The 24310-nt window shown below is 65.5% G+C and carries 24 protein-coding genes; 16 read left to right on the forward strand and 8 right to left on the reverse strand.

Features of this window, described 5'->3' with window-relative positions:
* Positions 1–16 precede the first annotated feature (16 nt).
* From ACK5IR_RS13110 to ACK5IR_RS13135, 6 genes are all read left to right on the forward strand, one after another.
* Positions 17–745 carry an ABC transporter ATP-binding protein gene (locus ACK5IR_RS13110; RefSeq protein WP_416929620.1) on the forward strand — a complete coding sequence of 243 codons (729 nt, stop codon included), beginning with the start codon at positions 17–19 and terminating at the stop codon, positions 743–745.
* Positions 742–1479, forward strand: a complete 738-nt coding sequence (locus tag ACK5IR_RS13115) for an ABC transporter permease (protein WP_416929621.1) — start codon at positions 742–744, stop codon at positions 1477–1479. Before ACK5IR_RS13110 ends, ACK5IR_RS13115 begins: the two co-directional genes overlap by 4 nt.
* Positions 1480–1668: 189 nt before the next feature.
* Complete coding sequence (locus ACK5IR_RS13120; protein WP_416929622.1) at positions 1669–1983, forward strand: hypothetical protein; 315 nt, start codon at positions 1669–1671, stop codon at positions 1981–1983.
* Positions 1984–1995: 12 nt separating this feature from the next.
* Positions 1996–2460, forward strand: a complete 465-nt coding sequence (locus tag ACK5IR_RS13125; RefSeq protein ID WP_416929623.1) for a hypothetical protein — start codon at positions 1996–1998, stop codon at positions 2458–2460.
* Positions 2461–2643: 183 nt separating this feature from the next.
* Complete coding sequence (locus tag ACK5IR_RS13130) at positions 2644–5133, forward strand: GcvT family protein (RefSeq protein WP_416929624.1); 2490 nt, start codon at positions 2644–2646, stop codon at positions 5131–5133.
* A gap of 294 nt (positions 5134–5427) precedes the next feature.
* Positions 5428–6270 (forward strand): MipA/OmpV family protein, encoded by an 843-nt coding sequence (locus ACK5IR_RS13135; RefSeq protein WP_416929625.1) that lies wholly within the window; start codon positions 5428–5430, stop codon positions 6268–6270.
* A 109-nt stretch (positions 6271–6379) separates the two neighbouring features.
* On the opposite strand, the gene ACK5IR_RS13140 is transcribed toward ACK5IR_RS13135, so the two are convergent.
* From ACK5IR_RS13140 to thyX, 3 genes are all read right to left on the reverse strand, one after another.
* Complete coding sequence (locus ACK5IR_RS13140; protein ID WP_416929626.1) at positions 6380–6847, reverse strand: glyoxalase superfamily protein; 468 nt, start codon at positions 6845–6847, stop codon at positions 6380–6382.
* A gap of 337 nt (positions 6848–7184) precedes the next feature.
* Positions 7185–8135, reverse strand: a complete 951-nt coding sequence (locus ACK5IR_RS13145) for a lytic transglycosylase domain-containing protein (RefSeq protein WP_416929627.1) — start codon at positions 8133–8135, stop codon at positions 7185–7187.
* A 171-nt stretch (positions 8136–8306) separates the two neighbouring features.
* On the reverse strand, positions 8307–9215 hold the full coding sequence (gene thyX / locus ACK5IR_RS13150; RefSeq protein WP_416929628.1) for an FAD-dependent thymidylate synthase: 909 nt from the start codon (positions 9213–9215) through the stop codon (positions 8307–8309).
* A 164-nt stretch (positions 9216–9379) separates the two neighbouring features.
* On the opposite strand from thyX, the gene ACK5IR_RS13155 reads away from it, so the two are divergent.
* Positions 9380–9808: a VOC family protein gene (locus ACK5IR_RS13155; protein ID WP_416929629.1), complete on the forward strand. Its 429-nt coding sequence runs from the start codon at positions 9380–9382 to the stop codon at positions 9806–9808.
* A 76-nt stretch (positions 9809–9884) separates the two neighbouring features.
* Here ACK5IR_RS13155 and ACK5IR_RS13160 read toward each other — a convergent pair whose 3' ends face one another.
* The 3 genes from ACK5IR_RS13160 to ACK5IR_RS13170 form a co-directional block, all read right to left on the reverse strand.
* On the reverse strand, positions 9885–10382 hold the full coding sequence (locus ACK5IR_RS13160; RefSeq protein WP_416929630.1) for a MarR family winged helix-turn-helix transcriptional regulator: 498 nt from the start codon (positions 10380–10382) through the stop codon (positions 9885–9887).
* A gap of 91 nt (positions 10383–10473) precedes the next feature.
* Entirely contained in the window at positions 10474–10752 is a 279-nt protein-coding gene (locus ACK5IR_RS13165; RefSeq protein ID WP_416929631.1) for a succinate dehydrogenase assembly factor 2, read from the reverse strand.
* Positions 10749–11150: a helix-turn-helix domain-containing protein gene (locus tag ACK5IR_RS13170; RefSeq protein WP_416929632.1), complete on the reverse strand. Its 402-nt coding sequence runs from the start codon at positions 11148–11150 to the stop codon at positions 10749–10751. Before ACK5IR_RS13170 ends, ACK5IR_RS13165 begins: the two co-directional genes overlap by 4 nt.
* A 99-nt stretch (positions 11151–11249) precedes the next feature.
* On the opposite strand from ACK5IR_RS13170, the gene ACK5IR_RS13175 reads away from it, so the two are divergent.
* Positions 11250–12452, forward strand: coding sequence for a pyridoxal phosphate-dependent aminotransferase (locus ACK5IR_RS13175; RefSeq protein ID WP_416929633.1), 1203 nt, complete (start codon positions 11250–11252; stop codon positions 12450–12452).
* Between the two features lie 89 nt (positions 12453–12541).
* Here the strand turns inward: ACK5IR_RS13175 and ACK5IR_RS13180 are convergent, their stop codons facing one another.
* The gene (locus tag ACK5IR_RS13180) at positions 12542–13912 is read right to left on the reverse strand and encodes an MATE family efflux transporter (protein ID WP_416929634.1); all 1371 of its coding nucleotides are present in this window, start codon (positions 13910–13912) and stop codon (positions 12542–12544) included.
* A 190-nt stretch (positions 13913–14102) separates the two neighbouring features.
* On the opposite strand from ACK5IR_RS13180, the gene parE reads away from it, so the two are divergent.
* The 3 genes from parE (at position 14103) to ACK5IR_RS13195 (ending at position 18664) form a co-directional block, all read left to right on the forward strand.
* The gene (parE, locus tag ACK5IR_RS13185) at positions 14103–16061 is read left to right on the forward strand and encodes a DNA topoisomerase IV subunit B (RefSeq protein WP_416929635.1); all 1959 of its coding nucleotides are present in this window, start codon (positions 14103–14105) and stop codon (positions 16059–16061) included.
* An 81-nt stretch (positions 16062–16142) separates the two neighbouring features.
* Complete coding sequence (locus tag ACK5IR_RS13190) at positions 16143–17381, forward strand: lytic murein transglycosylase (RefSeq protein ID WP_416929636.1); 1239 nt, start codon at positions 16143–16145, stop codon at positions 17379–17381.
* A 140-nt stretch (positions 17382–17521) separates the two neighbouring features.
* Positions 17522–18664, forward strand: a complete 1143-nt coding sequence (locus tag ACK5IR_RS13195) for an iron-containing alcohol dehydrogenase (protein ID WP_416929643.1) — start codon at positions 17522–17524, stop codon at positions 18662–18664.
* A 51-nt stretch (positions 18665–18715) separates the two neighbouring features.
* Here ACK5IR_RS13195 and fsa read toward each other — a convergent pair whose 3' ends face one another.
* Positions 18716–19369, reverse strand: a complete 654-nt coding sequence (gene fsa, locus ACK5IR_RS13200) for a fructose-6-phosphate aldolase (RefSeq protein ID WP_416929637.1) — start codon at positions 19367–19369, stop codon at positions 18716–18718.
* A gap of 282 nt (positions 19370–19651) precedes the next feature.
* Between fsa and ACK5IR_RS13205 the strand changes: the two genes are divergently transcribed.
* The 5 genes from ACK5IR_RS13205 to ACK5IR_RS13225 all read left to right on the forward strand — a co-directional run bounded on the left by ACK5IR_RS13205 (position 19652) and on the right by ACK5IR_RS13225 (position 24147).
* Positions 19652–20431: a DeoR/GlpR family DNA-binding transcription regulator gene (locus ACK5IR_RS13205; protein WP_416929638.1), complete on the forward strand. Its 780-nt coding sequence runs from the start codon at positions 19652–19654 to the stop codon at positions 20429–20431.
* Entirely contained in the window at positions 20428–21195 is a 768-nt protein-coding gene (locus ACK5IR_RS13210) for a triose-phosphate isomerase (protein WP_416929639.1), read from the forward strand. The genes ACK5IR_RS13205 and ACK5IR_RS13210 overlap by 4 nt, the downstream gene beginning before the upstream one ends.
* 22 nt (positions 21196–21217) lie before the next feature.
* A complete protein-coding gene (locus ACK5IR_RS13215) occupies positions 21218–21679 on the forward strand; it encodes an RpiB/LacA/LacB family sugar-phosphate isomerase (RefSeq protein ID WP_416929640.1) in 462 nt (153 codons plus the stop codon).
* A 499-nt stretch (positions 21680–22178) separates the two neighbouring features.
* A complete protein-coding gene (locus ACK5IR_RS13220; protein ID WP_416929641.1) occupies positions 22179–23732 on the forward strand; it encodes an acyl-CoA carboxylase subunit beta in 1554 nt (517 codons plus the stop codon).
* Positions 23733–23748: 16 nt separating this feature from the next.
* The gene (locus ACK5IR_RS13225; protein WP_416929642.1) at positions 23749–24147 is read left to right on the forward strand and encodes an OadG family transporter subunit; all 399 of its coding nucleotides are present in this window, start codon (positions 23749–23751) and stop codon (positions 24145–24147) included.
* The last annotated feature ends 163 nt before the right edge of the window (positions 24148–24310 follow it).

Here is a 24310-nt window from a genome sequence, read left to right on the forward strand (position 1 = left end):
TATCGGCGTTCCGGCCGTGACCGTCGCCCCGTCCATCATGCTGACCGGTTCGGCGCGGTTCGGCGCGGTCCGGTTGTTTCCGGAGGTTGCGCTGACGATCGACGCGGGGCGGTGGTCGTGCCTGCTCGGGCCCTCGGGCTGTGGCAAGACAACCATCCTGCGGCTGATCGCCGGGCTTGAAACAGGCGTAGCCTTCGACGGCGCGGTTGTAGCCGGCGACGGCGCGCCGGTGGCCGGGCGCGTGGCCTATATGGCGCAGACCGACCTGCTGATGCCATGGCTCGACGTGCTGGGTAACGTGACGCTGGGCGCGCGGCTGCGGGGCGAACAGCCCCGGACGGGCGACGCCGAGGCGCTGATCGCGCGGCTCGGCCTGAGCGGTCACACGCGCAAGCGCCCCGCGCAGCTTTCCGGCGGCCAGCGCCAGCGCGTGGCGCTGGCCCGAACGCTGATGGAGGATCGCCCGGTCGTGCTGCTCGACGAGCCGTTTTCGGCGCTCGATGCGCGAACGCGGGCCGACATGCAGGAACTGGCCGCCGAAACGCTCGCCGGCCGCACCGTCCTGCTGGTGACACACGATCCGGGCGAGGCGGCGCGTCTGGGCGACCGGGTATTTGTGATGAACGAAACCGGCATGAGCGAAGCGGTTCCGCCGGTGTTGCCCGCCATCCGCCCCGCAGGCGATCCTGAAACGCTGGCCTTTCAGGCCCGACTGCTGGCCGCGCTCAGGGTCCGGGCCGCATGAGGGGCACGGTGCAGGGGCTTGCCGCGACGGCGCTGTTTCTCGCGCTCTGGCAGGCGCTGGTGAGCTTTGGCGGGATGCCAAGGTTCATCCTGCCGGGGCCGTGGCCGGTGGCCGAGGCGCTGTGGGACAACCGGGCGCTGATCGCCTGGCACGCGGGGATCACCCTGGCCGAGGTGCTTCTGGGGCTGTTTCTGGGCACGGCGCTGGGGGTGGCGACGGCGCTGCAACTGGCGGTCTCTCCCGTCGCGCGCTACCTGATCCGCCCGGCGCTGATCGCAACGCAGGCGCTGCCGGTATTCGCGCTTGCGCCGATCCTGACGCTGTGGCTGGGCTATGGCATCTGGTCCAAGGTCCTGATGGCGGTGCTGATCATCTATTTTCCCGTCGCCTCGGCATTCTTCGACGGGCTGATGCGAACCCCGCCGGGCTGGCTCGATCTGGGGCGGACCATGGGCGCGCGTCCGGCGCGGCTGCTCTGGCGGGTCCGGGTTCCGGCGGCGGTCCCGTCGCTGGTCTCGGGGTTGCGGCTGGCCGCCGTCTATGCACCCATCGGCGCGGTTGTCGGCGAATGGGTCGGCGCGGCGGGGGGGCTGGGCTATCTGATGCTGCTTGCCAACGGCCGGGTGAAGATCGACCTGATGTTCGCAACTTTGATCGTGCTCGCGGTGCTGACGCTGGCGCTGCACAGGGCGGTCGGCTGGCTCTGCGACCGGATGCTGACGCGGCTGGACTGACGGGCGAACGAACGGGGCGAACGAACGGGGCGCGCCAACCCGCCCATTCGTCCGATGGTTGCCGGGCGCAACACTTCGCGGGGCTGCGTGCGCCCGCTATTGATGTCGTCTGGCGAAGGGCTGATGATACGGCAGACCGGCCGGTGCGCATCCGTGTGGTGCTGCCGGTTCTCCGAAGGGATATTTGCCATGGCGACCAATGCGGAACTTGCGGCCGAGGTGAAGGAACTGCGGCAGGAGCTTGAGGAGGTTCGCGCCGCGCGCCATGCCGAGGAAGCCGCCCGCAAGGCCGAGGAAGCGGCCAGAGAGGCCGCGCGGGAAAACGAGCCTGTCAACAGGCTGAAAAGCTCCATCGACGAGGCGATCGCCGATATCGACGGCGACGAGCTTCGCAGGGTGCTGGACCGTTTCGCCGACGAGGTGACAAGCCTCTATCACGAACGACCGCTGCTGACGACCGCATCGGTTTTCGTGCTGGGATTTCTCATCGGACGGTCGCGGTAGGGAGGCGGCGCCATGATCGACCGCGTGGGACGCAATCTTTCGATCATCGTCAAGGCCGAGCGCAAGATGCTCTGGCGCAGGGTCACCGTCATGCGCCAGCAGACGGTGATCGGCGTTGTCGCGGCGATCTTCGGGACGATCGGGCTGGTGATGCTGAATATCGCCGGCTTCTATGCGATGACGACGTGGTTCGGCACGGCGCTGGCGGCGCTGTTCGTCTCGGTCGGCAATCTTGTCATCGCCATCGCGCTTTTCGTCTGGGCCGCCGGTTTCACCGCGCGTCGCGAGATAGAGGGGCTGATGGAAGTGCGCGACATGGCCTATTCCGATCTGGAGGCCGAGATGGACGCGACGGTGACCGAAATAGACGATCTGCAAAAGACTGTCCGCGATCTTGTCAGGGAGCCGCTCAGCGTTCTCGGGGTCGGCGCGATGGGAACGCTTGTCGGTTTTCTGGTCCGGCTGTTTCGCAGGTAGTATTCCTGGCCGGGTTTACCCGCTCCGGGTCCGGGTCGCGGCCCGGCCCTTGCCCCATGCCGTCGGCGGCCGGGGCCTGCGCCACAGCGTCGCTTTCCGCATGCCAAGGGTCGGCAGGGTGTGGCGCGGCATGGCGGCTTCGCGCTTTACTTGCTCAGCATGCATCATCAGGGGGAACGGGCGATGAAGACCCATGTGAAAGCTCTTGTCGTTGGCGGCGGCGCTGTCGGGACAGCCATTGCCTATCACCTGGGCAAGGCCGGCTGGGATACCCTGCTGCTCGAGCGCGACGAACTGACCTGCGGCTCGACCTGGCACGCGGCCGGGCTGCTGCCGCTGTTCAACATGTCCTTCGCCACCTCGCACATCCACGACTATTCGGTGAAGATGTACAAGCAGCTGGAGGAGGAGACCGGCCTCAATCCCGGATTCTCGGTGGTCGGCAACCTGCGCATGGCGCAGACGCAGGCGCGCATGGACGAATACCTGCTTTATGCCTCGACAGCCGAAACGGTCGGCGTGCCCTATGAATGGCTGTCGCCGGCGCAGATACGGCAGCGTTGGCCGCTGGTGCGGACCGACGATCTGATCGGCGCGCTGTTTCACCCGACCGACGGCTACATCAACCCCGCCGACGTGACCATGGCCATGGCCAAGGGCGCGCGGCAATTCGGCGTGACGATCGAGCGCAAGTGGCAGGTCGACGGCTACGAATGGACCGGGGCCGAATGGCGTGTCACCTGTACCAGGATGGCCGACAGGGGCGGCAATCTTGTCCCTACGGATGAGCGTGCTGTCATTACCGCCGAACATGTCGTCACCGCCACCGGCAACCACGCGCAGCGCACCGCGCGGATGCTCGGAATAAAGATCCCGGCGATTCCCGTCGAGCATCAGTTCATCGTCACCGAACCCGACCCGGCGCTGGTCGCCTATCGCGAGGCGGGCGGGCCGGAACACCCGGTTCTGCGCGACGCCGACGCGCGCTGGTACGTGCGCGAGGAACGTGGCGGCTGGATCCTCGGCCCCTACGAGGATGGCGCCCCGGCGCGGTTCAGATACGCCGTGCCCGACAGCTTCCGCGCCGATCTGTTCCAGCTCGATCTGGAACGGATCGAAACCGAATACCTGTCGATGATCCACCGCATCCCGTCGTCCGAAACCGTGGGGCTGAAAGACGATTTCAACGGACCGATCTGCTATACCCCCGACGGCAACCCGCTGGTCGGGCCGGCGCCGGGACTGCGCAACATGTGGCTGGCCGAGGGCTTTTCCTTCGGCATCACCGCTGCCGGCGGTACCGGCTATTATCTGGCCCAGATGATGACCGAGGGCGAAGCCGAGATCGACATGGCCTCGCTCGACCCCAAGCGCTACGGCCCGTGGATGACCACCGAATACGCGGTGGAAAAGAACGAGGAATGCTATTCCCACGTCTTCATCCTGCACCACCCCGACGAGGAGCGACCGGCCGCGCGCCCGCTGCGCACCTCGCCCGCCTATGACCGGCAGAAGGCCGCCGGCGCGCAGTTCGGGCAGGTCAACGGCTGGGAGCGCCCGAACTACTATGCCCCGGCCGGGTTCAGCGACCACGACAGCCGGAGTTTCCGGCGTGGCGGCTGGTGGCCCTTTGCCGTGGAGGAGGCGAAGGCAATCCGCACAGGGGCCGGGCTGATCGATGCCACCGCCTTTGCCAAGCATATCGTCAGGGGGCCGGGGGCGACGGCCTTTCTCGACTGGTTCACCACCAACCGGCTGCCGAAGGTGGGGCGTATCAACCTGACCTACGCGCTGACGGGGGCGGGCACCACGCGTACCGAATATACCATCGTCCGCCTGGCCGAGGACAGCTATTACCTCGTCTCGGCCGGGGCATGGGCGGCCTATGACGCGGATAATCTTGTCAAGGCCGTCGAGGACATGGAGCCGGTATTCGGCCGGATCGAGGTGCAGGATGTCACCACCCAGTGGGGCGTCTTTGCCATTGCCGGGCCCAGATCGCGCGATGTGCTGAATGCGCTGGTGCGCGACGCCGAGCCGGGCACGGTCCTGTCGAACAAGCGCTGTCCGTGGCTTTCGATGCGAAATATCGAACTGGGCATGGTGCCGACCATGGCGGTGCGCGTTGCCTATACCGGAGAACTCGGATGGGAACTGCATCATCCGATCGAGATGCAGAACCGGCTGTGGGATTCGCTGATGGAGGCCGGTGTGCCGCACGGGCTGAAACCGGTCGGTGCGCGGGCGCAGAACTGGCTCCGGCAGGAGAAGTCCTATCGTGCCTTCGGCACCGAACTGGGGCGGGATGCGACGCCGCTCGAAGCCGGGCTGGACCGGTTCGTCGATCTCTCCAAGGAGTTTCACGGCAAGCTCGGGCTGCTGGAGAAAGGCATCCGCAGCCGGTGCGTGACGCTTCTGATCGACGGTCCCGACGATGCCGATCCCTGGGGGCGCGAGGCGCTCTATGCCGGCGACGAGAAGGTCGGGCGGCTGACCTCGGGCGGCTATTCGGTGGTCTTCGGCAAATCCATCGGCATGGGCTATGTGCACCCCGACCGGGCAGAGACCGGCACCAGGCTGAAGGTCAGGATGTTCGACCGGCTCTGGGATGCCGAGGTGGTCGAGGATTGCCCCTACGACCTGCAGAACGCGGCAATCCGGCAGAATGGCTGATGCCGGGGCGGGCTGATCCGCCGCCGCCATCAAATCCCGGACAAAAGCGCCGCCTTCGGTTGCTGCCGGCCGATCCGCGACCTGTCCGGGAGATGTCGCACGCGTCCCGTAGCCGTGCTGGTGCGCGACATCGCCGGGTACCTGTGCGCCCTCCAACGGAAAACGCGGCGGGCCGTTGCCGAAGAAATACATCTGACCGGATGATTCCGGCTCTTACTTGAATTGGGTCCGCGTGGGCGTAGTCTTGATCCGCTGCCAATGTCCGACAGGACCGATTCGGGAAAGTCTGCTTCGATGTTCAATCGTTTTGTTGCCGCTTCGGCGCTGTCGCTCGCCATGGCGCTGCCGCTTGCCGCCCAGGAGATGGGATTGGGAGAGGCCGCTGCAGTAGCCCCCGAAACCCGACCGGTCGAATTCCAGCAGATCGATCCCAACAAGAACCTCGCCCTGAAGTTCGAGGTGCGGCTGGGTGCGAAATCGCAGCCGGCCTATTTCGGCTCCGACGAATATGTCGCCGCGCCCGATTTCGCGATCAAGTTCGACTACGCGCGCCTCAAGGGGCTGGCCGAATTCGGCTCGCTCAGTGACGATCCGCCGGCGCGTGCCTTTGGCCTGCGCGGTTCGCTGCGCTACATCGGCGAGCGCGATTCCAGCGAGTACGACGAAATCGACGGTCTGGACGATATCGACGCGGCGCTGGAACTTGGGCTCGGCCTTGTCTATCGCGAGCGCAATTTCCGGGCATTCGCCGACGCGCGCTATGGTATCGGCCACGATTCCTTTGCCGGCGAACTGGGCATGGACGGCATCATGTACCCCAGCGACAACTGGGAACTGCGCGCCGGCCCGCGCCTGATCTGGGGCGCAAACAGCTTTGCCGACACCTATTTCAGCGTCAACGCCGAAGAGGCGGCAAAAAGCGGCCTGTCCGAATACCACGCCGATGGCGGGTTGCTGGGGGCCGGGTTCGAGGCCAGGGCCCGCTATCGCTTCAACGACCTCTGGGGGGTCGAGGCGGCCGTTCGCGGCGACCGCCTGATCAACGATGCCGCCGACTCGCCGATCACCGGCAGGGGCAGCCGCGACCAGTGGACCGTTCGTCTGGGCATCACCCGCGAGTTGATCCTGCAATTCTGATTCTGCCTGCCGCAATCCTCCCGCAGGCATCCGGCCGTTTTTGGGAATTACTTCGGCTGGGCAGGGGGTTCGGCTTGCCGAAACCCCTGCCTTGGCCTGCAGAGCACCATCAGGCTGCCGGCGACAGGTCGAGCCGCAGGTGCGGCTCGCCGTTCGAGGTGTGACGCGGCGAAACGCCCGTCGCGTCGATCGTCGCGCTGACGCGGTGGCGAAGCGACGAGAAGCTCTCGAAGCGGACCACATCGACGGGCGTGTCGAATTGCAGCGTTACCTCGAAATGGCCTCCGTGAACCTCGCGCAACCCCTTGACCACGCCGGTAAAGGGCAGGCCGAGGTAATGGCCGCTCACCTTCTGCCCAAGTGCAACAGGGGCTTTCGGGGCGCTTGTCGGGGGCGTGTCGGCGGCGGCATGGAGGGTGTTCCAGTCGCGGAACCCAAGCTGGCGCGACAGCAGTTCCAGGCTCTGGCTGTGGCCGAGCGTGGTGCCCTGATCGGCGAGCGTCTCGCGCAGGCGGCGCGCCTGCGCCTTGAGCGCGGCAACGGTGGGAAGCGGGGTGGTCTGGGTCGTCATGGTCATCTTGTACCTCGTCTGTCGACTTCTGGCGAAACGATGGGGCCCGCGTTGCCATCCTGCCGCGCGTCGAAAGCGGAACAAGAAGCGTCGATGCATGGGACTTTACCACAGGCCAGCGGCCTTGCGGGCGGCAGGTGTCCCCAACCTCGACCCCAGATGGGGAACGGTGTGGCGGAAATCAAGGGGTCATATCGACTGCCCCGGACAACGACCCGCGTTCGCGGCCGAAAAACGGCATTGAACTCGTACGGGCGGTTGTCCGCTGACCTGCCTGCCATCCGAACGGCAGCAGTTCCGCATTGCCGATAGTGCGAACAGGTGGTCTTTGTGGCTGTCGGTATCAGTTGTGAAGCACCGCGCAGGGTACGCCATCGTTGCGCAGTTGCCAGCACAGCGCGTTGGCCGCCTTGCGGCTCTCGGTCCCGATCTGCGCCGTGTAATGGCGCTCGGGCTTGGCGGGCAGGCGCATGCGCACGAAGCTGATCTCGTGATCGCCGAGGACGGCATGGGCCCTGCGCAGCCGGTCGTAGCGCGATTGCGCGATGCCGCGCTCGGGGTGTGCCGCAACGATCACCGCCCAGGGCAGCGCATCGCCCGGCGCAAGGAAGGCGTCGATGTCGCGGTGCCGGGCCAATGCCTCGCAGGCTGTCTGGAAGGTGACTCCGTCCGACAGCGTGAAATCGAACTTCTCCGGCGGGGCGTCGCGCCAGACGAGGCCGGAATACCCGGTGATCGCCGGCACATAGACGCGCGTTTCCGGCGGCAGGTTCCGGTCGCGGAACAGGAAATCCTCGACCCGCGCTTCGCCGGCATTATAGGCTGCGGCGGCAAGACCCAGGTTGCCATAGGTGTCGCGCAACTCGGCCAGATAGAAGGCCGAGGCCCGTAGCGCCTCGGCCGGGTTGAACGGATCGGACAGCCCGCGCCGCCGTGCGGTTGCCGGCATGAACTGCGCGATGCCGCGTGCCCCGACCGGGCTGACCGCGCCCGGGTTGAAGCGGCTTTCCTGCCAGAGCAGGCGGGCGAAGAAGTTGACGTCGAGCCCCGCCTCGCCGGCGGTTGCGGCGATGGCCCGGCAAACTTCGGCGGCGTAGTTTCCGGTCGAGATGCAGTGGCGCCTGTCGGCCGTGCAGCGCAATCCGGGGCCGGTCGTGCCGAGGTCCGACGGCCGCGCATGGGGGCGGACCGTTACCGGCATCACGGCGGAAACGCCCGGGTCGGGCGCCGGCTCCGCAGTGCACGCACGCATTGTGCCGGCATGGCTCGCCATGGACAGCAGAAACAGTACCACCACCGTTTTCCAACCCGCTCCGGCGTTCGCAGCCATACTCGCTCTTTCCGGGACCCTGCCAATTGCCCAATCCGCCACCCCGGTAGCATCCTTTGGCGGGCCGGGAAATGCCGCAATGCGCGGCGCGGTATGGATATCGGACGGACCGGGCCGCGATGCCACCGGGGCGTGCTACTGCGACAGCAGCGCCTCGAACTCCCGCCATTCGCCCCTGGACATGCCGGAGGTTTCCTGCGTGACCTTTTCCCCGTTGAGCATCCGTTTCACACAGTCGAGCGCCTTGGCCGAAAGCGCCGCGCCGCCGAGGCGATAATCCTCGAAAGCGCCGTAGGCGGCGGGCACCCAGTCGGCGACGATGCGGCAGATCGTTTCTGCATAGACGCGGATTTCGTACTGAGCGTGCGCGTCGGCGCGCAGGCGCAGGAAATGGAACAGGTTGTGCAGATCCACCTTCCAGTACCACTGGGTATAGATATTGGCGGGCAGGTTCATGCGGGCGAGTTCGCGGGCAAGGCCCTGCTGGCCCTCCTGGTTCAGCATCGCCTCGTAATGGTCATAGGCGCGCAGGCTGTCGGATTTCAGGTACTCGAGCACGCGGGCGGCCTCGTCCCCCGAAAGCACCTCGCCCCGGCCCTGGTTGTTGACGGTCGACTGGGCGGCAAGCTGGTCGGGGGCAGGGATGTAGAACTCGCGGTCGAGGATCGAATAGCGCGCCGAATATTCGTTCACGTTGGCGGTGCGATGGCGGATCCACTGGCGGGCGACGAAAACGGGCAGCTTCACATGCAGCTTGATCTCGCACATCTCGAACGGCGTCGAATGCCAGTGGCGCATCAGGTAGCGGATAAGCCCCGAATCGTCGCGGCTCTTTTTCGTGCCTGCCCCGTAGGAGACGCGCGCCGCCTGAACGATGGCCGAATCGTCGCCCATGTAGTCTATGACCCGAACAAAGCCATGATCGAGCACCTCATGCGCCGCATAGAGGTGCCGCTCCATGCCGGGAGAGACCGCGCGCAGCGTCGGCCGGGGGGTCGAACGCTGTTCGGCGATTTCCTGTCTCTGCTCTTCGGTCAGCGGCATGGGCGGGCTCCTTGTTGGGGAATGGCGAGTCGAAGGAAACTATATCTTGTAGATATGCGGACTGCCAACCACGAGATGGCCGGAAATCGGAATGCCGTCGCTGTGGTCCTTGCGTGTTCGGCAGCAGCGGCTACGGTCAGCGGCAGGCAATAGCGGAGCGACCGATGAAAGTGAGATATCTGCATACGATGGTCCGGGTGAAGGACCTGGAGGCATCCATGGCCTTCTACCGGCTGATCGGGCTGGAGGAAATCCGCCGCCGCGACAGCGAGGGCGGCCGTTTCAGCCTGATTTTCATGGCGCCGCCGGGGCAGCACGACTGCCCCGTCGAACTGACCTGGAACTGGGATGGCGACGACAGGCTGCCGGGCGACAGCCGGCATTTCGGGCATCTGGCCTACGAGGTCGAGGATATTTATGCCATGTGCCAGCACCTGATGGACAACGGTGTGGTCATCAACCGGCCACCGCGCGACGGGCACATGGCCTTTGTCCGCTCGCCCGACAATGTGTCGATCGAGCTATTGCAGGCTGGCGCGGCGAAGGCTCCGGCCGAACCCTGGGTCAGCATGGAGAATACCGGCCACTGGTAGATGAACCATTACGGTCCCTGCTGAAGCGCCTTCCGCCGGTTTCCGGCTGCCGTTTCGGGCGCTGAAAGCCGGCCTTTCAGTAAATGTAGCGGATCTGGTCGGCCCAGTAGCGTTCCATGCGGCGCAGCGAGTTGGTGATCTCGCCCAGATGTTCGAGCGTGATGATCTCGCGCCCCACCAGACCTTCGGCATGGCGCTCGAACAGGTCGCCGACGATGGTGCGGATGTTGCGCCCCTTTTCCGTCAGCCGTACCCGGACGGCGCGGCGGTCGATCTCGCACCGCTGGTGGTGCATGTAGCCGGTCTCGACCAGTTTCTTGAGGTTGTAGGAAACGTTCGAGCCCTGATAATAGCCGCGTGTCTTGAGTTCGCCCGCCGTTACCTCGTTGTCGCCGATATTGAACAGAAGCAGTGCCTGAACCGCGTTGATGTCGAGGATGCCGACGCGTTCGAATTCGTCCTTGATCACGTCCAGAAGCAGGCGGTGCAGCCGTTCCAGCAGCGCCAGAGTCTCGAGGTAACCGCCCATGAAGCCCGTTCCCTGACGCGGCCCGATCTCGCTGTGAATGCTCATGTCAAGTCTCCGCCGTATCCGTGGAGATGAGTCGTAGCGGACAAGATGCAAACAAGCGGTTAAGTCGGTTCAAAAAAACCGACAAAGCGATTTATCGCGCCGCGGTGCCGCGCGCGCGGGCGTGATCGGCGATCACGCCGAAAAGCGCAGCGAAGCGCGCCGGAACCGGGTCGAGCCCGGTGATCCAGCGCAGCATGTCCTGATCGTTCTCGGACAGGAGCGCGTCGTAGAGAATCAGGTCCTCTTCCGCGAGACCGTCGAGGCAATCGTCGGAAAAGTGCCCCAGAACGAGGTCCATCTCCTTGATGCCGCGCCGCCACGAGCGCATGCGCAGCCGCTTGAGACGGTTTTCCCGGGTTTCGCCGTTCATTCCACGCGTCCTTCCGTCAATGCTTCGATCAGGCGGTTTTCCATCCGGGCCAGACGTTCGGCGGCGTTGTCCACGTCGGCGCGGATGTCGCGCAACTCGGACAGCAGGGTGCGAATCTCGGGCAGGCGCGCCCCTGCCTCGCCGGCCGGCTGATCGAGCCCGTCGCCCTCGCCGTTCAGCAGCCAGGTCAGCGATACACCCAGAATGCCCGAGAGCATCTGCAACTTGTTCGCCCGTGGCTCGGCGGTGTCGTTTTCCCAGCCGCGCACGGTCTTGATCCTGACACCCAGCCGCTCCGCCAGTTCCGGCTGCGTCATGCCGAGCGCTTCGCGCGCGCCGGCGACGCGGTCGCCGAAAGTGGCCGTGGCGGCGCCGTACCAGTCCGATCCGTCCTGCATTGCGTTCTCCATGGGGCCGGTTAAACCTTGATCGGTCGGGGGCGCAAGCCTAAGAAGCGCCGGAGCCACACCATGCCACACCTAGATCGGAGGCCATGCATGTCATTCCTTTCCGCGACGCTCGACCGGGTGAAACCGTCGCCCACCATAGCCGTGTCGACCAAGGCGCGCGAATTGAAGGCCGCCGGCAAGGACGTGATCGGCCTCGGCGCCGGCGAGCCGGATTTCGATACACCCGACAATATCAAGGCCGCCGCGAAAGCCGCGATCGACGCCGGCAAGACGAAATATACCGCCCCCGACGGAATGCCCGAACTCAAGGAAGCGATCTGCGCCAAGTTCCGGCGCGAGAACGGGCTGGAGTATACCCCGGCACAGATCAGCGTCGGCACCGGCGGCAAGCAAATCCTCTATAACGCGCTGATGGCGACGCTCAATCCCGGCGACGAGGTGATCATCCCCGCGCCCTACTGGGTGAGCTATCCCGACATGGTGCTGCTCGCGGGCGGCGAGCCCGTGGTTGTCGAGGCGGGCGCCGAGACCAGCTACAAGCTGACGCCCGGGGCGCTGGAAGCGGCGATCACGCCGAAGACCAAGTGGTTCATCTTCAATTCGCCGTCGAACCCGACCGGCGCGGCCTATACGTGGGACGAGTTGAAGGCACTGACCGACGTGCTGATGCGGCACCCGCAGGTCTGGGTGATGACCGACGACATGTACGAACACCTCGTCTATGACGGGTTCGAGTTCTGCACCCCCGCGCAGGTCGAGCCCCGCCTTTACGACCGCACGCTCACCTGCAACGGTGTGTCCAAGGCCTATGCGATGACGGGCTGGCGAATCGGCTATGCCGGCGGACCGGAAAAAGTGATTGCGGCGATGCGCAAGATCCAGTCGCAATCGACCTCGAACCCCGGTTCGATCAGCCAGTGGGCGGCGGTCGAGGCGCTGAACGGCCCGCAGGATTTCATTCCCGCCAACAACGAGGTCTTCAAGCGCCGCCGCAACATGGTGGTCGAGATGCTGAACGCGGCGGACGGTATCAGCTGCCCGATGCCCGAGGGGGCCTTTTACGTCTATCCGTCCATCGCGGGCTGCATCGGCAAGATCACGCCCGCGGGTGTCAGGGTCACCGATGACGAGGTGTTCGCCACTGCATTGCTGGAAGAAAAGGGGGTTGCCGTCGTCTTCGGCGCGGCCTTCGGTCTTTCTCCCTGTTTCCGGGTCAGCTATGCGACCTCGGACGAGAACCTTAAGGAAGCCTGCACCCGAATTCAGGATTTCTGCGCCAGCCTGACCTGACGCAGGCCGGGGCGCCGCACCAGGCGCCGCGCCATCGAACAGATGAATGGCCGCCCGTGTCAGACCATGCGTCAGATCGGGGCGGCCGTTTACCTGTCGTAGCTTGCCGCGAGCGCAGGCAGGCTGTGCGCCCAGAATCGCCACATGAGCAGCCCGCCGGCGACAACCAGGCCGGCAACCAGCCCCGCCCAGACGCCGACCGCGCCGTAGCCCAGCGATACACCCAGAAAGTAGCTCGCGCTCATGCCGAAGACCCAATAGGCGACAGCCGAGATGATCATCGGCACCCGGGTGTCCTGCACGCCGCGCAGCAGCCCATGCGCAATCACCTGCGCGCCGTCGGCAAGCTGGAACAGCGCCGCCATCGCCATGAGGGTGATGCCGATTGCAAGGATTTGCGGCTTTTGCGGATCGTCGGGGTCAAGGAAAAGACCGATCAGCGGCTCGGGCCATGTCAGGAACACGAAGACGGTGACAAGGGCAAAGACCAGCGACAGGCAGATCGCCACCTGACCGCCGCGCCGGAGCGCGACGATATCGCGGCGCCCCAGTGCCTTGCCCGCCCGGATCGTGGCGGCGTTCGACAGGCCGAGGTGGAAAAGAAAGGTCGCCGAGGCAAGCTGCAACACGATGCCGTGCGCGGCCAGCGGAACGGTGCCGAACCAGCCTACCAGCACGGCCGAGCCGGCGAACAGCCCGACCTCGGCCAGATTGGTCAGGCCGATCGGCCAGCCCAGACGGAAGACCTGGGCGAAAGCCTGCCAGTCGGGGCGCCAGAACCGCACGAACAGTTCGTGTTCGGGAAAGGCGCGCAGGGCATAGATCGTCAGTCCGGCAAGCGATGTCACCTGTACCGTAACCGAGGCGATGGCCGCACCGCGCACACCCATTTCGGGAAAACCGAGATGGCCGAAGATCAGAAGATAGTTGATGCCCGCGTTGACCGCCGCAGCCAGCAGCGTCACCCAAAGCACGATCTGCGTGCGTTCGAGCGCGTTGAGATAGCTTTTCAGTACCATCACGCCGAGTGCCGGGATCATGCCCCAGCCGGCGATGCGCAGATAGGAAGCGGCATCGCGCGCCAGTGACGGCTCCTGCCCGATGGCGCGCAGGATATGTTCCGAAAACTGCATCGGAACAAGAGCGAGCGCGGTGTATATCAGCGAAATCCACAGCCCCATGCGCGTCACCCGGCGGATCTGCACCTCGCCTTCGCCGTTTTCGGTCGCTGCCGCGACAAGCGGCATCACCGCAAAGGCAAAGCCCGCCCCGGTGATGAAGATCGTGAAGAACAGGGACCCGGCCAGCACCACCGCCGCCAGCGCCTCGACGCCGTACCAGCCGAGCATGACCGTATCGGTCACCTGAATCGCATATTGCGCCAGATGGCCGCCGATCAGCGGAATACCCAGAACGAGCAGGGCGCGCGCCTGCCCCCGATATGACAGGTCTTCGGACATGTCCGCCCATTAGTGGCGAGGACCCGCCACGGCAAGCGGTATCGGTTGCGTGTTGAACGTGCCGAACCACTGTTGACGCTCCGGTGACGGATGGATGCGTTGACGGTCACGGCCGCCGCGCAGGCGCCTCTTTCTTCTGGCCCCCAAACCTGCCATGATGGGGCCGAGCAGCTACTAAATAGAGCAAGCAATGCCCGAAGACCTTCTCTCCGGCGGTCAGCCGCAAGCCTACGATGCCTCTTCGATCGAGGTGCTGGAGGGGCTCGAGCCGGTTCGCAAGCGCCCCGGCATGTATATCGGCGGCACCGACGAGCGCGCGCTGCACCATATGGTGGCTGAGGTTCTCGACAACGCCATGGACGAGGCGGTGGCCGGTTTCGCCAACCGGATCGAGGTGGAACTGCTTGCAGACTTTGCCGTGACGGTCCGCGACAACGGGCGCGGCATTCCGGTCGATCCACATCCGAAGTTTCCCGGCAAGTCGGCGCTGGAGGTGATCCTGTGCACGCTGCATGCCGGCGGCAAGTTCTCGGGCAAGGCCTACCAGACCTCGGGCGGGCTGCACGGGGTGGGCGCGTCGGTGGTCAATGCGCTCTCCGATTCGATGGTGGTGCAGGTCGCCCGCGACCGCCAGCTTTACGAGCAGCGGTTTTCGCGCGGGCTGCCGCTCGGCCCGGTCGAGGTTGTCGGCAACGCGCCGAACCGGCGCGGCACCACCGTAACCTTCCATGCCGACGAGGAGATCTTTGGCCATCACCGTTTCAGGCCGGCACGTCTGTTCAAGTCGATCCGCTCCAAGGCCTATCTGTTCTCGGGCGTCGAGATCCGCTGGAAATCCGAGATCGACGACGGTGAAACGCCCGCCGAGGCGACGTTTCACTTTCCCGGCGGCCTGTCGGACTATCTGAAGGAAACGCTGGAAGGCGCCAGCACCTATTCGGCCCAGCCCTTTGCCGGAAAAGTCGATTTTCACGAGAAATTCGGCGAACCCGGATCGGTCGAATGGGCGATCAACTGGACGCCGGTGCGCGACGGGTTCATCCAGTCCTACTGCAATACCGTGCCCACACCCGAGGGCGGCACCCATGAGCAGGGCTTCTGGTATGCCATCCTCAAGGGTATCCGCGCCTATGGCGAACTGGCGGGCAACAGGAAGGCGGCGCAGATCACCCGCGACGACCTGACATCGGGCGGCTGCGCGCTGGTATCCTGTTTCATCCGCGATCCCTCCTTCGTCGGTCAGACCAAGGATCGTTTGTCGACCGAATCCGCCGCCCGGATGACCGAGAACGCCGTGCGTGACCATTTCGACAACTGGCTGGCGGCCGATACCAGATCGGCCGGCGCGATCCTCGATTTCCTCGTGCTGCGTGCCGAGGAACGCGTGCGCCGCAGGCAGGAAAAGGAAACCGCCCGCAAATCGGCCACCAAGAAGCTGCGCCTGCCGGGCAAGCTGGTCGATTGCTCGAATTCGGCGCGCGATGGGACGGAACTGTTCATCGTCGAGGGAGACTCGGCGGGCGGCTCGGCCAAGATGGCGCGCGACCGCAAGACCCAGGCCTTGCTGCCCCTGCGCGGCAAGATCCTCAACGTGCTGGGCGCGGCCTCGTCCAAGCTGGGTTCGAACGCCGAAATCAGCGATCTGGCGCAGGCCATCGGCACCGGGCTGGGAACGCGCTTCGTGTTCGACGATCTGCGCTACGACAAGATCATCATCATGACCGACGCCGATGTGGACGGCGCCCATATCGCCTCGCTGCTGATGACCTTCTTCTTCAGCCAGATGCGCCCGATGATCGACGCCGGGCACCTCTATCTCGCCTGCCCGCCGCTCTACCGGCTGACCCAGGGCGCGCGGCGGGTCTATTGCCTCGACGAGGCCGAGCGCGACGAATGGCTTGCCAAAGGGCTCGGCGGTAAGGGCAAGATCGACGTCAGCCGTTTCAAGGGTCTGGGCGAGATGGACGCCAAGGACCTGAAGGAAACCACCATGGACCCGAAATCGCGCAAGCTGATCCGGGTGACAGTGGGCGACGAGGAACCCGGCGAAACCGCCGATCTGGTCGAACGCCTGATGGGCAAGAAGCCCGAACTGCGCTTCCAGTACATTCAGGAGAACGCGCGCTTCGTGGAAGAACTGGATGTGTAAACGTCTCTGTCCGTCTGGGGTTTGAAGGTTTGCCGCTCTGGGATATGAATGACACAGAGCAGAAAGCAAACGGGCAAACCCATGCATCTATCGAGACGTATTTTCACCATAGGCGCCGCGACCGCGGCGCTTGCGGCCTGTTCGGGCGGGGCCGGCAGCAGCGTTTCGCGCACCGCGCCCTCCGATCTGAAAACGGTGGCCAACCCGGCTTACGACGCCTGGGTCGCGGGCTTCCGGGGCAGGGCCTCGGCCAAGGGCATTTCGCAGGCAACGCTCGATCAGGCGTTTCGCGGTGCGGGCTATCTGCCCGGCGTGATCGAGCGCGACCGCAATCAGGCCGAATTCAGCCGCACGCTGGAGGACTATCTTGCCATCGCCGCCTCGGACGAACGGGTCAGCATGGGCAAGGCGGCGCTGCGCCAGTACGGCGGCACGCTCGCCGCCGTCGAGGGCCGGTACGGCGTCGATGGCGATGTGGTGACCGCGATCTGGGGGATGGAAAGCAAGTACGGCACCCGGCGCGGCGATATTCCGGTTATCTCGGCGCTTTCGACACTTGCCTTCGACGGGCGGCGCGGCGCCTTCATGGAGGAGCAGCTCGTCGCGGCGCTGCGCATCCTGCAAAAGGGCGACATCACCCCTGGACGCATGACCGGAAGCTGGGCTGGCGCGATGGGCCATACCCAGTTCATCCCGACCTCGTTTCTTGCCTATGCGGTCGATTACAACGGCGACGGGCGGCGCGATATCTGGTCGGACGATCCGTCGGATTCGCTGGCGTCGACCGCCGCCTACCTGCAACGTTCGGGCTGGCGCAAGGGCCAGCCGTGGGGGATGGAGGTGCGTCTGCCCGCCGGATTCAACACCGGGCTGGCCGGGCGGGGCAACGGCCGTGGCGTGGCGGCCTGGACCGCGCTTGGCGTGACGCAGATGAACGGCCGTCCGCTGCCCGACCACGGTTCGGCGGCAATTCTGATTCCACAGGGGGTGCGTGGCCCGGCCTTTGCCGTTTTCCACAATTTCAACGTGATCCTGCGGTACAACAACGCCGAAAGCTACGGTATCGGCGTTGGCCACCTGTCGGATCGCATCTCCGGCAGCCCGCCGCTGCAATCGGGCTTCCCGCCCGATGCGCAGGGCATGTCCATCGACGACCGGAAGGAGCTTCAGCGGCGACTGACCGCGCGCGGCTTCGATACCGAAGGCTCCGACGGGGTGATCGGCAAGAAGACCGAGACAGCGATCGAAGCCTACCAGCGCAGCGCCGGGCTGCCGGTGACCGGCAAGCCGTCGATGGAGTTGCTGCAACGGCTGCGCTGAGCGGCAGACGGCGGCGCCAACGAATCCGCATGCCGGCCACACCGTTCCGCATATTATCGGAGAGGTGACATGAACATGTCTTTTGCGATGTCCTGCACGGGCAGGGCGGGCACATCGGGAGGTGCCTCGTGAGCCCGGTCCTGCCCGTATTCTCGTTTGCCACCGCAACCGCCATCCGGTTCGGCCGGGGGGAGGCCGCGCATGCGGTGGGGTGGATCGCCGGGTTCGGCCGGCGCGTTCTGCTCGTCACCGGTGCCACGCCGGAACGGTCGGGCTGGCTATTCGATGGTTTGCGTGATGAGGGGTGCGAGGTTTCGCCGTACTCCGTGGCTGGAGAGCCCGATCTCGCGATGGTCGAGGCGGGGGTGTTGCAGGCCCGGGCGGCGCGGGCCGGGGTGGTGGTGGCGATCGGCGGCGGCGCCGTCATCGACGCGGGCAAGGCGATTGCGGCTCTTGCGCCCGCCACCCGGCCGGCGATGGACCATCTGGAGGTTGTCGGGCGCGGCCTGCCGCTCGAACGGGCGCCGCTGCCCTTCTTTGCCATTCCGACGACCGCCGGCACCGGCGCCGAGGTGACGCGCAACGCGGTCATCGCCGTGCCGGAGCATCGCCGCAAGGTCAGCCTGCGCGACGCGAAGATGCTGCCCGACCTGGCCATCGTCGATGCGGCGCTGACCGATGGCTGCCCGCGCCCGATCACGCTGGCATCGGGGCTCGACGCGATCACCCAGGTGATCGAGCCCTATATCTGCACCCGCGCCAACCCGCTGACCGACGCGCTGTGCCGCGACACCATTCCGCGCGGTGCGGCTGCGCTGCGCCGCCTGATGGAAGCCGAGGATGCCGGTGCGCGCGACGAAATGGCCTGGGTCAGCCTGTGCGGCGGGCTGGCGCTGGCAAATTCCGGGCTTGGGGTCGTGCACGGGCTTGCCGGGCCGCTCGGCGGGCTGTCCGGCGCGGCGCACGGCGCCATCTGCGGCGTGCTGCTGCCCCATGCGCTTGCGCTCAACGAGCGGCGAACCGACTCCCCCGAGGTCGCGCGGCGGATAGCGGAAATCCGCCGGTGGATCGCCGCAGCGCTGGGTTGCGATACAGGGGCGGCTTTTGCCGTTCTGGCGCGGTGGTCGCGCGAAAACGGGCTTCCGGGGCTGGATGCGCTCGGGATCTCGCCCGAGGATCGCCGGCTTGCGGCGGCAGCGGCGGCGGTTTCGTCGTCGATGGCGGCAAACCCGGCGGCGCTCGATGCCGGCGATCTCGTGGCGCTGATGGAGGCGGCGCGCTGACAGCGCCCGTCGCCGGGGCGGAGACCGGCGCGGCCGGTCTCCGCCCGGATTTCAGAGGATGGACTGCCCGGTGGCCGCCCAGTCCCTGGCGAATTGCTCAAGCCCCTTGTCGGTCAGCACATGCCGGGCGAGGCCCTTGATGACGCCCGGCGGGACGGTCGCGACATCGGCGCCGGCAAGGGCGGCTTCCTTGACGTGATTGGCCGAGCGGATCGACGCGGCGAGGATTTCGGTCTCGAAATCGTAATTGTCGTAGATCACGCGGATTTCGCGAATCAGTTCCATCCCGTCGAGGGCCAGATCGTCCAGCCGGCCGATGAAGGGCGAGATGTAGGTCGCGCCCGCCTTGGCGGCCAGCAGCGCCTGGTTGGGCGAGAAGCAGAGCGTGACGTTCGTCCGGATGCCGTTGGCGGTGAAATACCGGCAGGCCTTGAGCCCGTCGAGCGTCAGCGGCAGCTTGATCACCACGTTGCTGGCGATTTTCGCCAGGTGTTCGCCTTCGGCCACCATGCCGTCGTATTCCATCGACGCAACCTCCGCCGAGACCGGACCGGCGACGACGCCGCAGATCTCGGCGATCACTTCCTTGAAGTCGCGCCCCGACTTCGCGATCAGCGACGGGTTTGTCGTGACGCCATCGAGAAGGCCGTAATCGTTCAGTTCCCTGATGTCTTCGATGATGGCTGTGTCGACAAAGAATTTCATCTCACGTTCTCCTGGTTGTTCCGCCTGCGGTTGGATGCGGACGGTGATTGGGTCCACCATGACGCCGTATCTTGCAAGGCTTTTCTCGCCTTCGGCGTGTCGGGAGGGGGCGAGGGCGGCCATGTGATGCGATGCGACTCTCTCTCCTCTCTCGACACTCGATTACACCATCCATCCAAATATCACAATCAAAAATCACAAAAACACACTTGTGCAGTTACAAATGTTATGAAATATGTTGTGCGAGCCGGTGACGGGCAATGGTAATGGCGGAGCGGCATCGTGAAGCGCGAAGAACGGCAACAGGCGATCATGGATCTGCTGGTTGCGGCCGGTGCGGTCGATCTCGACGATCTGGCGGCGCGCTATGCCGTTTCACGCATGACAATCCATCGCGATCTGGACGAGCTTGAGGGGGCCGGTCTGCTGCGCAAGATCCGGGGCGGCGCGACGATCGAGGCCGGTACCCAGTTCGAAAGCGATTTCCGGTTCCGCGAACGTCAGGGGCAGGCGGCGAAAGCGGCGATGGCGGATGCCGCACTGGACCTGATCGAACCGGGCATGATCGTCATGATAAACGACGGTTCGATGGCGGCGGTTCTCGGCCAGCGGCTTGTCGAACGGCGCCCGCTGACCGTCATCACCAACAACGCGGCGGTGATCGATGCGCTCAGGGGTGCGACAGGGATCGCGCTGATTGCGCTGGGTGGGCTCTATTCGGCCAAGTTCAACGCCTATTTCGGCAAGGTGACCGAAGATGCGCTTTCGGGGCTGCGGGCGGATATCGCCTTTGTCTCCTCGCCTGCGGTGACCGGACTCGAGGTGTTTCACATGGACGACGCGGCGGTGCGCACGAAGCGGACGATGATGGCGGCCGGCGCGCGGCGCTGCCTGCTGGTCAACCACACCCGTTTCGGGCGCAGCGCGCTGCACAAGCTCGCCGATCTGGGCGAGTTCGACGATATCATCACCGACAGAACGCCCGAACCCGGCGTCTGCGCTGCGCTTGCCGGGGCAGGGCTGGTGCTGACGGTGGCCAACGAGAAAGGAAGCGACACGTGACCCAACCCAATGTCTGGATCGGCACAAGCTGGAAGATGAACAAGACGCTGGCCGAGGCCGAGAGCTTCGCCAGTGTGCTGGCCGACGCGGACGGATCGCGCGACGCGCGCATCCAGCGCTTTGTCATTCCACCCTTCACCGCCGTGCGCGAGGTCAAGCGGAGACTCGCGCCGACATCGGTGAAGGTTGGTGCGCAGAACATGCACTGGGCGGATGCGGGCGCCTGGACCGGCGAGGTTTCCCCGCTGATGCTGAGGGATTGCGATCTCGATATCGTCGAACTCGGCCATTCCGAACGGCGCGCCCATTTCGGCGAGACCGACGAGACGGTGGGGCTGAAAACCGAAGCCGCCGTGCGCCACGGGCTGATCCCGCTGATCTGCATCGGCGAGACGCTCGACCAGCGCGAATCGGGGCGCGCGAAAGAGGTTCTGGCGGCCGAGGTTCGCGGCGCCCTGGGCCGGCTTTCGCCCGGACAGAAATCGGCGCCGATCCTGCTGGCCTACGAGCCGGTCTGGGCGATCGGCGACGGCGGCATCCCCGCCACCTCGGACTACGCCGATGCGCGCCAGGCCGAGATCGTCGCGGTTGCCGGGGATGTACTGGGCCATCGCATCCCCTGCCTCTACGGTGGTTCGGTCAATCCGGACAATTGCGAGGAACTGATCGCCTGCCCGCATGTCGACGGGCTTTTCATCGGGCGTTCCGCGTGGAACGTCGGGGGTTACCTCGACATCCTGCGCAAATGCGCCCAGGTCCTGTGACCCCATCCCAAGGAGAAATGTCATGAAAATCGCAGTTGCCGGCGACAGCGCCGGCGAAGGGCTGGCGAAGGTGCTCGCCGATCACCTGAAGGACGCTTATGAAGTGTCTGAAATATCGCGCACTTCCGAAGGCGCCGATCCGTTCTATGCCAACCTTGCCGACCGCGTTGCCAGCGCGGTGATCGCCGGCGAATACGACCGGGCGATTCTCGTCTGCGGCACCGGAATCGGCGTTGCGATGTCGGCAAACAAGGTTCCCGGCATCCGCGCCGCGCAGTGCCACGATACCTATTCGGCCGAGCGTGCCGCGCTGTCGAACAATGCGCAGATCATCACCATGGGGGCGCGCGTCATCGGGCCGGAACTGGCCAAAAGCGTCGCCGAAGCCTTCCTGAGCAATACGCTGGACTACGACCCCAAGGGGCGTTCGGCGGGCAATGTCGATGCCATCAACGGCGTCGATGCCAAGTATCACAATCTCTGAACGCGGCATTCCGCCCTTTTCCGGCCGGGTGGAGGCCGTTTGCGGGTGAGCAGGGCTCACCCGCATTCCATTGGTGCGCCGGCATAGCCGCGACCGCGCGATACTCGTTTCACGTTCCGATGGCTCGGATGTTCCGGCGGCCGGATTTCTGAATCAGCGGCGTGGAAATCCATGATGATACCGCTTGATCCCGCCTGCTGCATGGCGGGTATTCCGCGCCGTAGACACTGGAGGCCATTTGGCGCGAAAAACCCTGACATAAGGTCGCGATTGCTCTTTCCGGGGGCATTTTGCAGGGGCTGGCTCTTTATCTCGCGGGTGGATCGGCGCATTAGTCTGCTCGCCAGAGGCACCATCCACCCGCGGGACGCGGCTGCCGGCATCTGTACGGTGCGGCGGACCAGCCTGACGAAGATGGCCTTGGTGCGCGGGACCCCCCGCCATTTTCCGGGAAACGCCGCGTCCGGTGCGGGCGCGGCCCTAGCAGAGCAGTTTTTTCATGGCGATATCCAGGACTCTCGCGGATGAGTTGGAGAAACGGCGCGCCGCCGCGCTGGAAGGTGGCGGCAGTAAGAAAGCAGAAGACCGGCACGCAAAAGGGCGCCTGACCGCGCGCGAGCGGCTGGAAACCCTGTTTTCGCCGGGCACGTTTCAGGAATTCGGGCTTCATGCCAAACACCGGACCCGGCATTTCGGAATGGACAGGAAGGACATTCCCACCGATGCGGTGATCGCCGGCAACGGGTTTGTCGACGGCCGGCCGGTTGCGGCGTTCAGCCAGGACTTCAGCGTTGCCGGCGGATCGCTTGGCGAAATGCACGCCAAGAAGATCTGCCACGCGCTCGATCATGCGGTAAAGGCCGGCATCCCGATCGTCGGTTTCAACGAGTCCGGCGGCGCGCGCATTCAGGAAGGCGTCGGTTCGCTTTCGGCCTATGGTCAGGTGTTCTACCGCAACGTGCTGCTTTCGGGCGTGGTGCCGCAGATCTCGGTGATTGCCGGCCCCTGTGCCGGCGGCGCAGCCTACAGTCCGGCGCTGACCGATTTCATCATCATGACCCGCGAGAACTCCTACATGTTCATCTGCGGGCCCGAGGTGATCCGCTCGGTGACGGGCCAGGTCACGACGATGGACGATATCGGCTCGGCGATGACCAACGCCTCGGTCTCGGGCAACATCCACTTCATCGCCGAGGACGATGCCGACGCGATCGCGATCGTCCACCGGCTGCTGTCGTTCCTGCCGTCCAACAACATGACCGATCCGCCGCACCGGATCGAGCCGGACCTGTCGATCATCGAAGATGCGGCGCTCGACGATCTGGTACCCGAGGACGCCAAGACCCCGTTCGATTGCCGGAAAGTGATCGAGCGGCTGGCCGACGACGGCGACTTCATGGAAATCATGAGCCACTTCGCCCAGAACATCGTCATCGGCTTCGGGCGCATAGGCGGCATCGTCGTCGGCTTCGTCTCGAACCAGCCGACGGTGAAGGCCGGCACGCTGGATATCGACGCGAGCGACAAGGCGGCGCGCTTCGTGCGGTTCTGCAACGTCTACAATATCCCGATCGTCACCCTGGTCGACGTTCCCGGCTTCCTGCCCGGCGTCAACGAGGAGCGGCGCGGCATCATCCGCCACGGCGCCAAGATGCTCTTCGCCTATGCCTCGGCCACGGTTCCGAAGATCACCGTCATCATGCGCAAGGCCTATGGCGGTGCCTATCTCGCCATGTGCAGCGAGGATATGGGCGCCGATCTGGTGGTTGCCTGGCCGACGGCCGAGATCGCGGTGATGGGCGCCGACGGCGCGGTCAACATCCTTTACCGCAAGGAGTTGTCCGAGGCCGACGACAGACCCGCCAGGGCAAAGGAACTGGCCGACGAATACCGCGCCGAATTCGCCACGCCCTACCTGTCGGCGGGCAACCTGTTCGTGCACGACATCATCCAGCCGCGCCAGACCCGCGGCACGATCGCGCTCGCCCTGCGCGGGCTGATGTCCAAGCGCGAGACGCGGCCGCCGAAGAAGCACGGCAATATCCCGCTGTAGGAGAAGGATTTTCCACATGATCGAAAATCTGGAACTGATCGGCACGGGTTTTGCCGTGGTGATGTCGGTGCTGGCGTCCATCTGGGCCGCCTGCGCCCTCATCGGCAGTTTCTTCATCCGTGCCGACAGGGCCGCCGCGGCAAAGGCAGCGGCATTGGCCGTTCCGGCGCCCGTTGCGGCGGCCTCTGGCGTGCCGCCGCAGCACCTGGCCGCGATCACCGCCGCGGCCTACCAGATGCTCGGTCCGGGATATGTGATAACCCGGGTCGACGCGCCCTCGCACATGATCGCCGAATGGCCGCTCGAGGGGCGCAAGGAGACTTTCGAGAGCCGCCGCATACGCAGGGATTGGGGGCCGACACGGCCCACCCTTGGTGGCGGAACCAACGATACTCGCAGAGGACAAAAGAAATGAAACGCTTGCGGATCACCGTAGATGGCACTCCCTACGACGTGACGGTCGAGGATCTGGATGCCGCCGCATCGCCGGCCGCACCTGCGGTAGCGGCGGCGCGCCCCGCGCCCAGGCCCGCAGCCGCCCCGGCAGCCGCACCTGCACCGGCAGCGGCGCCCGCCGC

The organism is Tropicimonas sp. (assembly GCF_047971885.1).
Lineage (GTDB): Bacteria > Pseudomonadota > Alphaproteobacteria > Rhodobacterales > Rhodobacteraceae > Tropicimonas.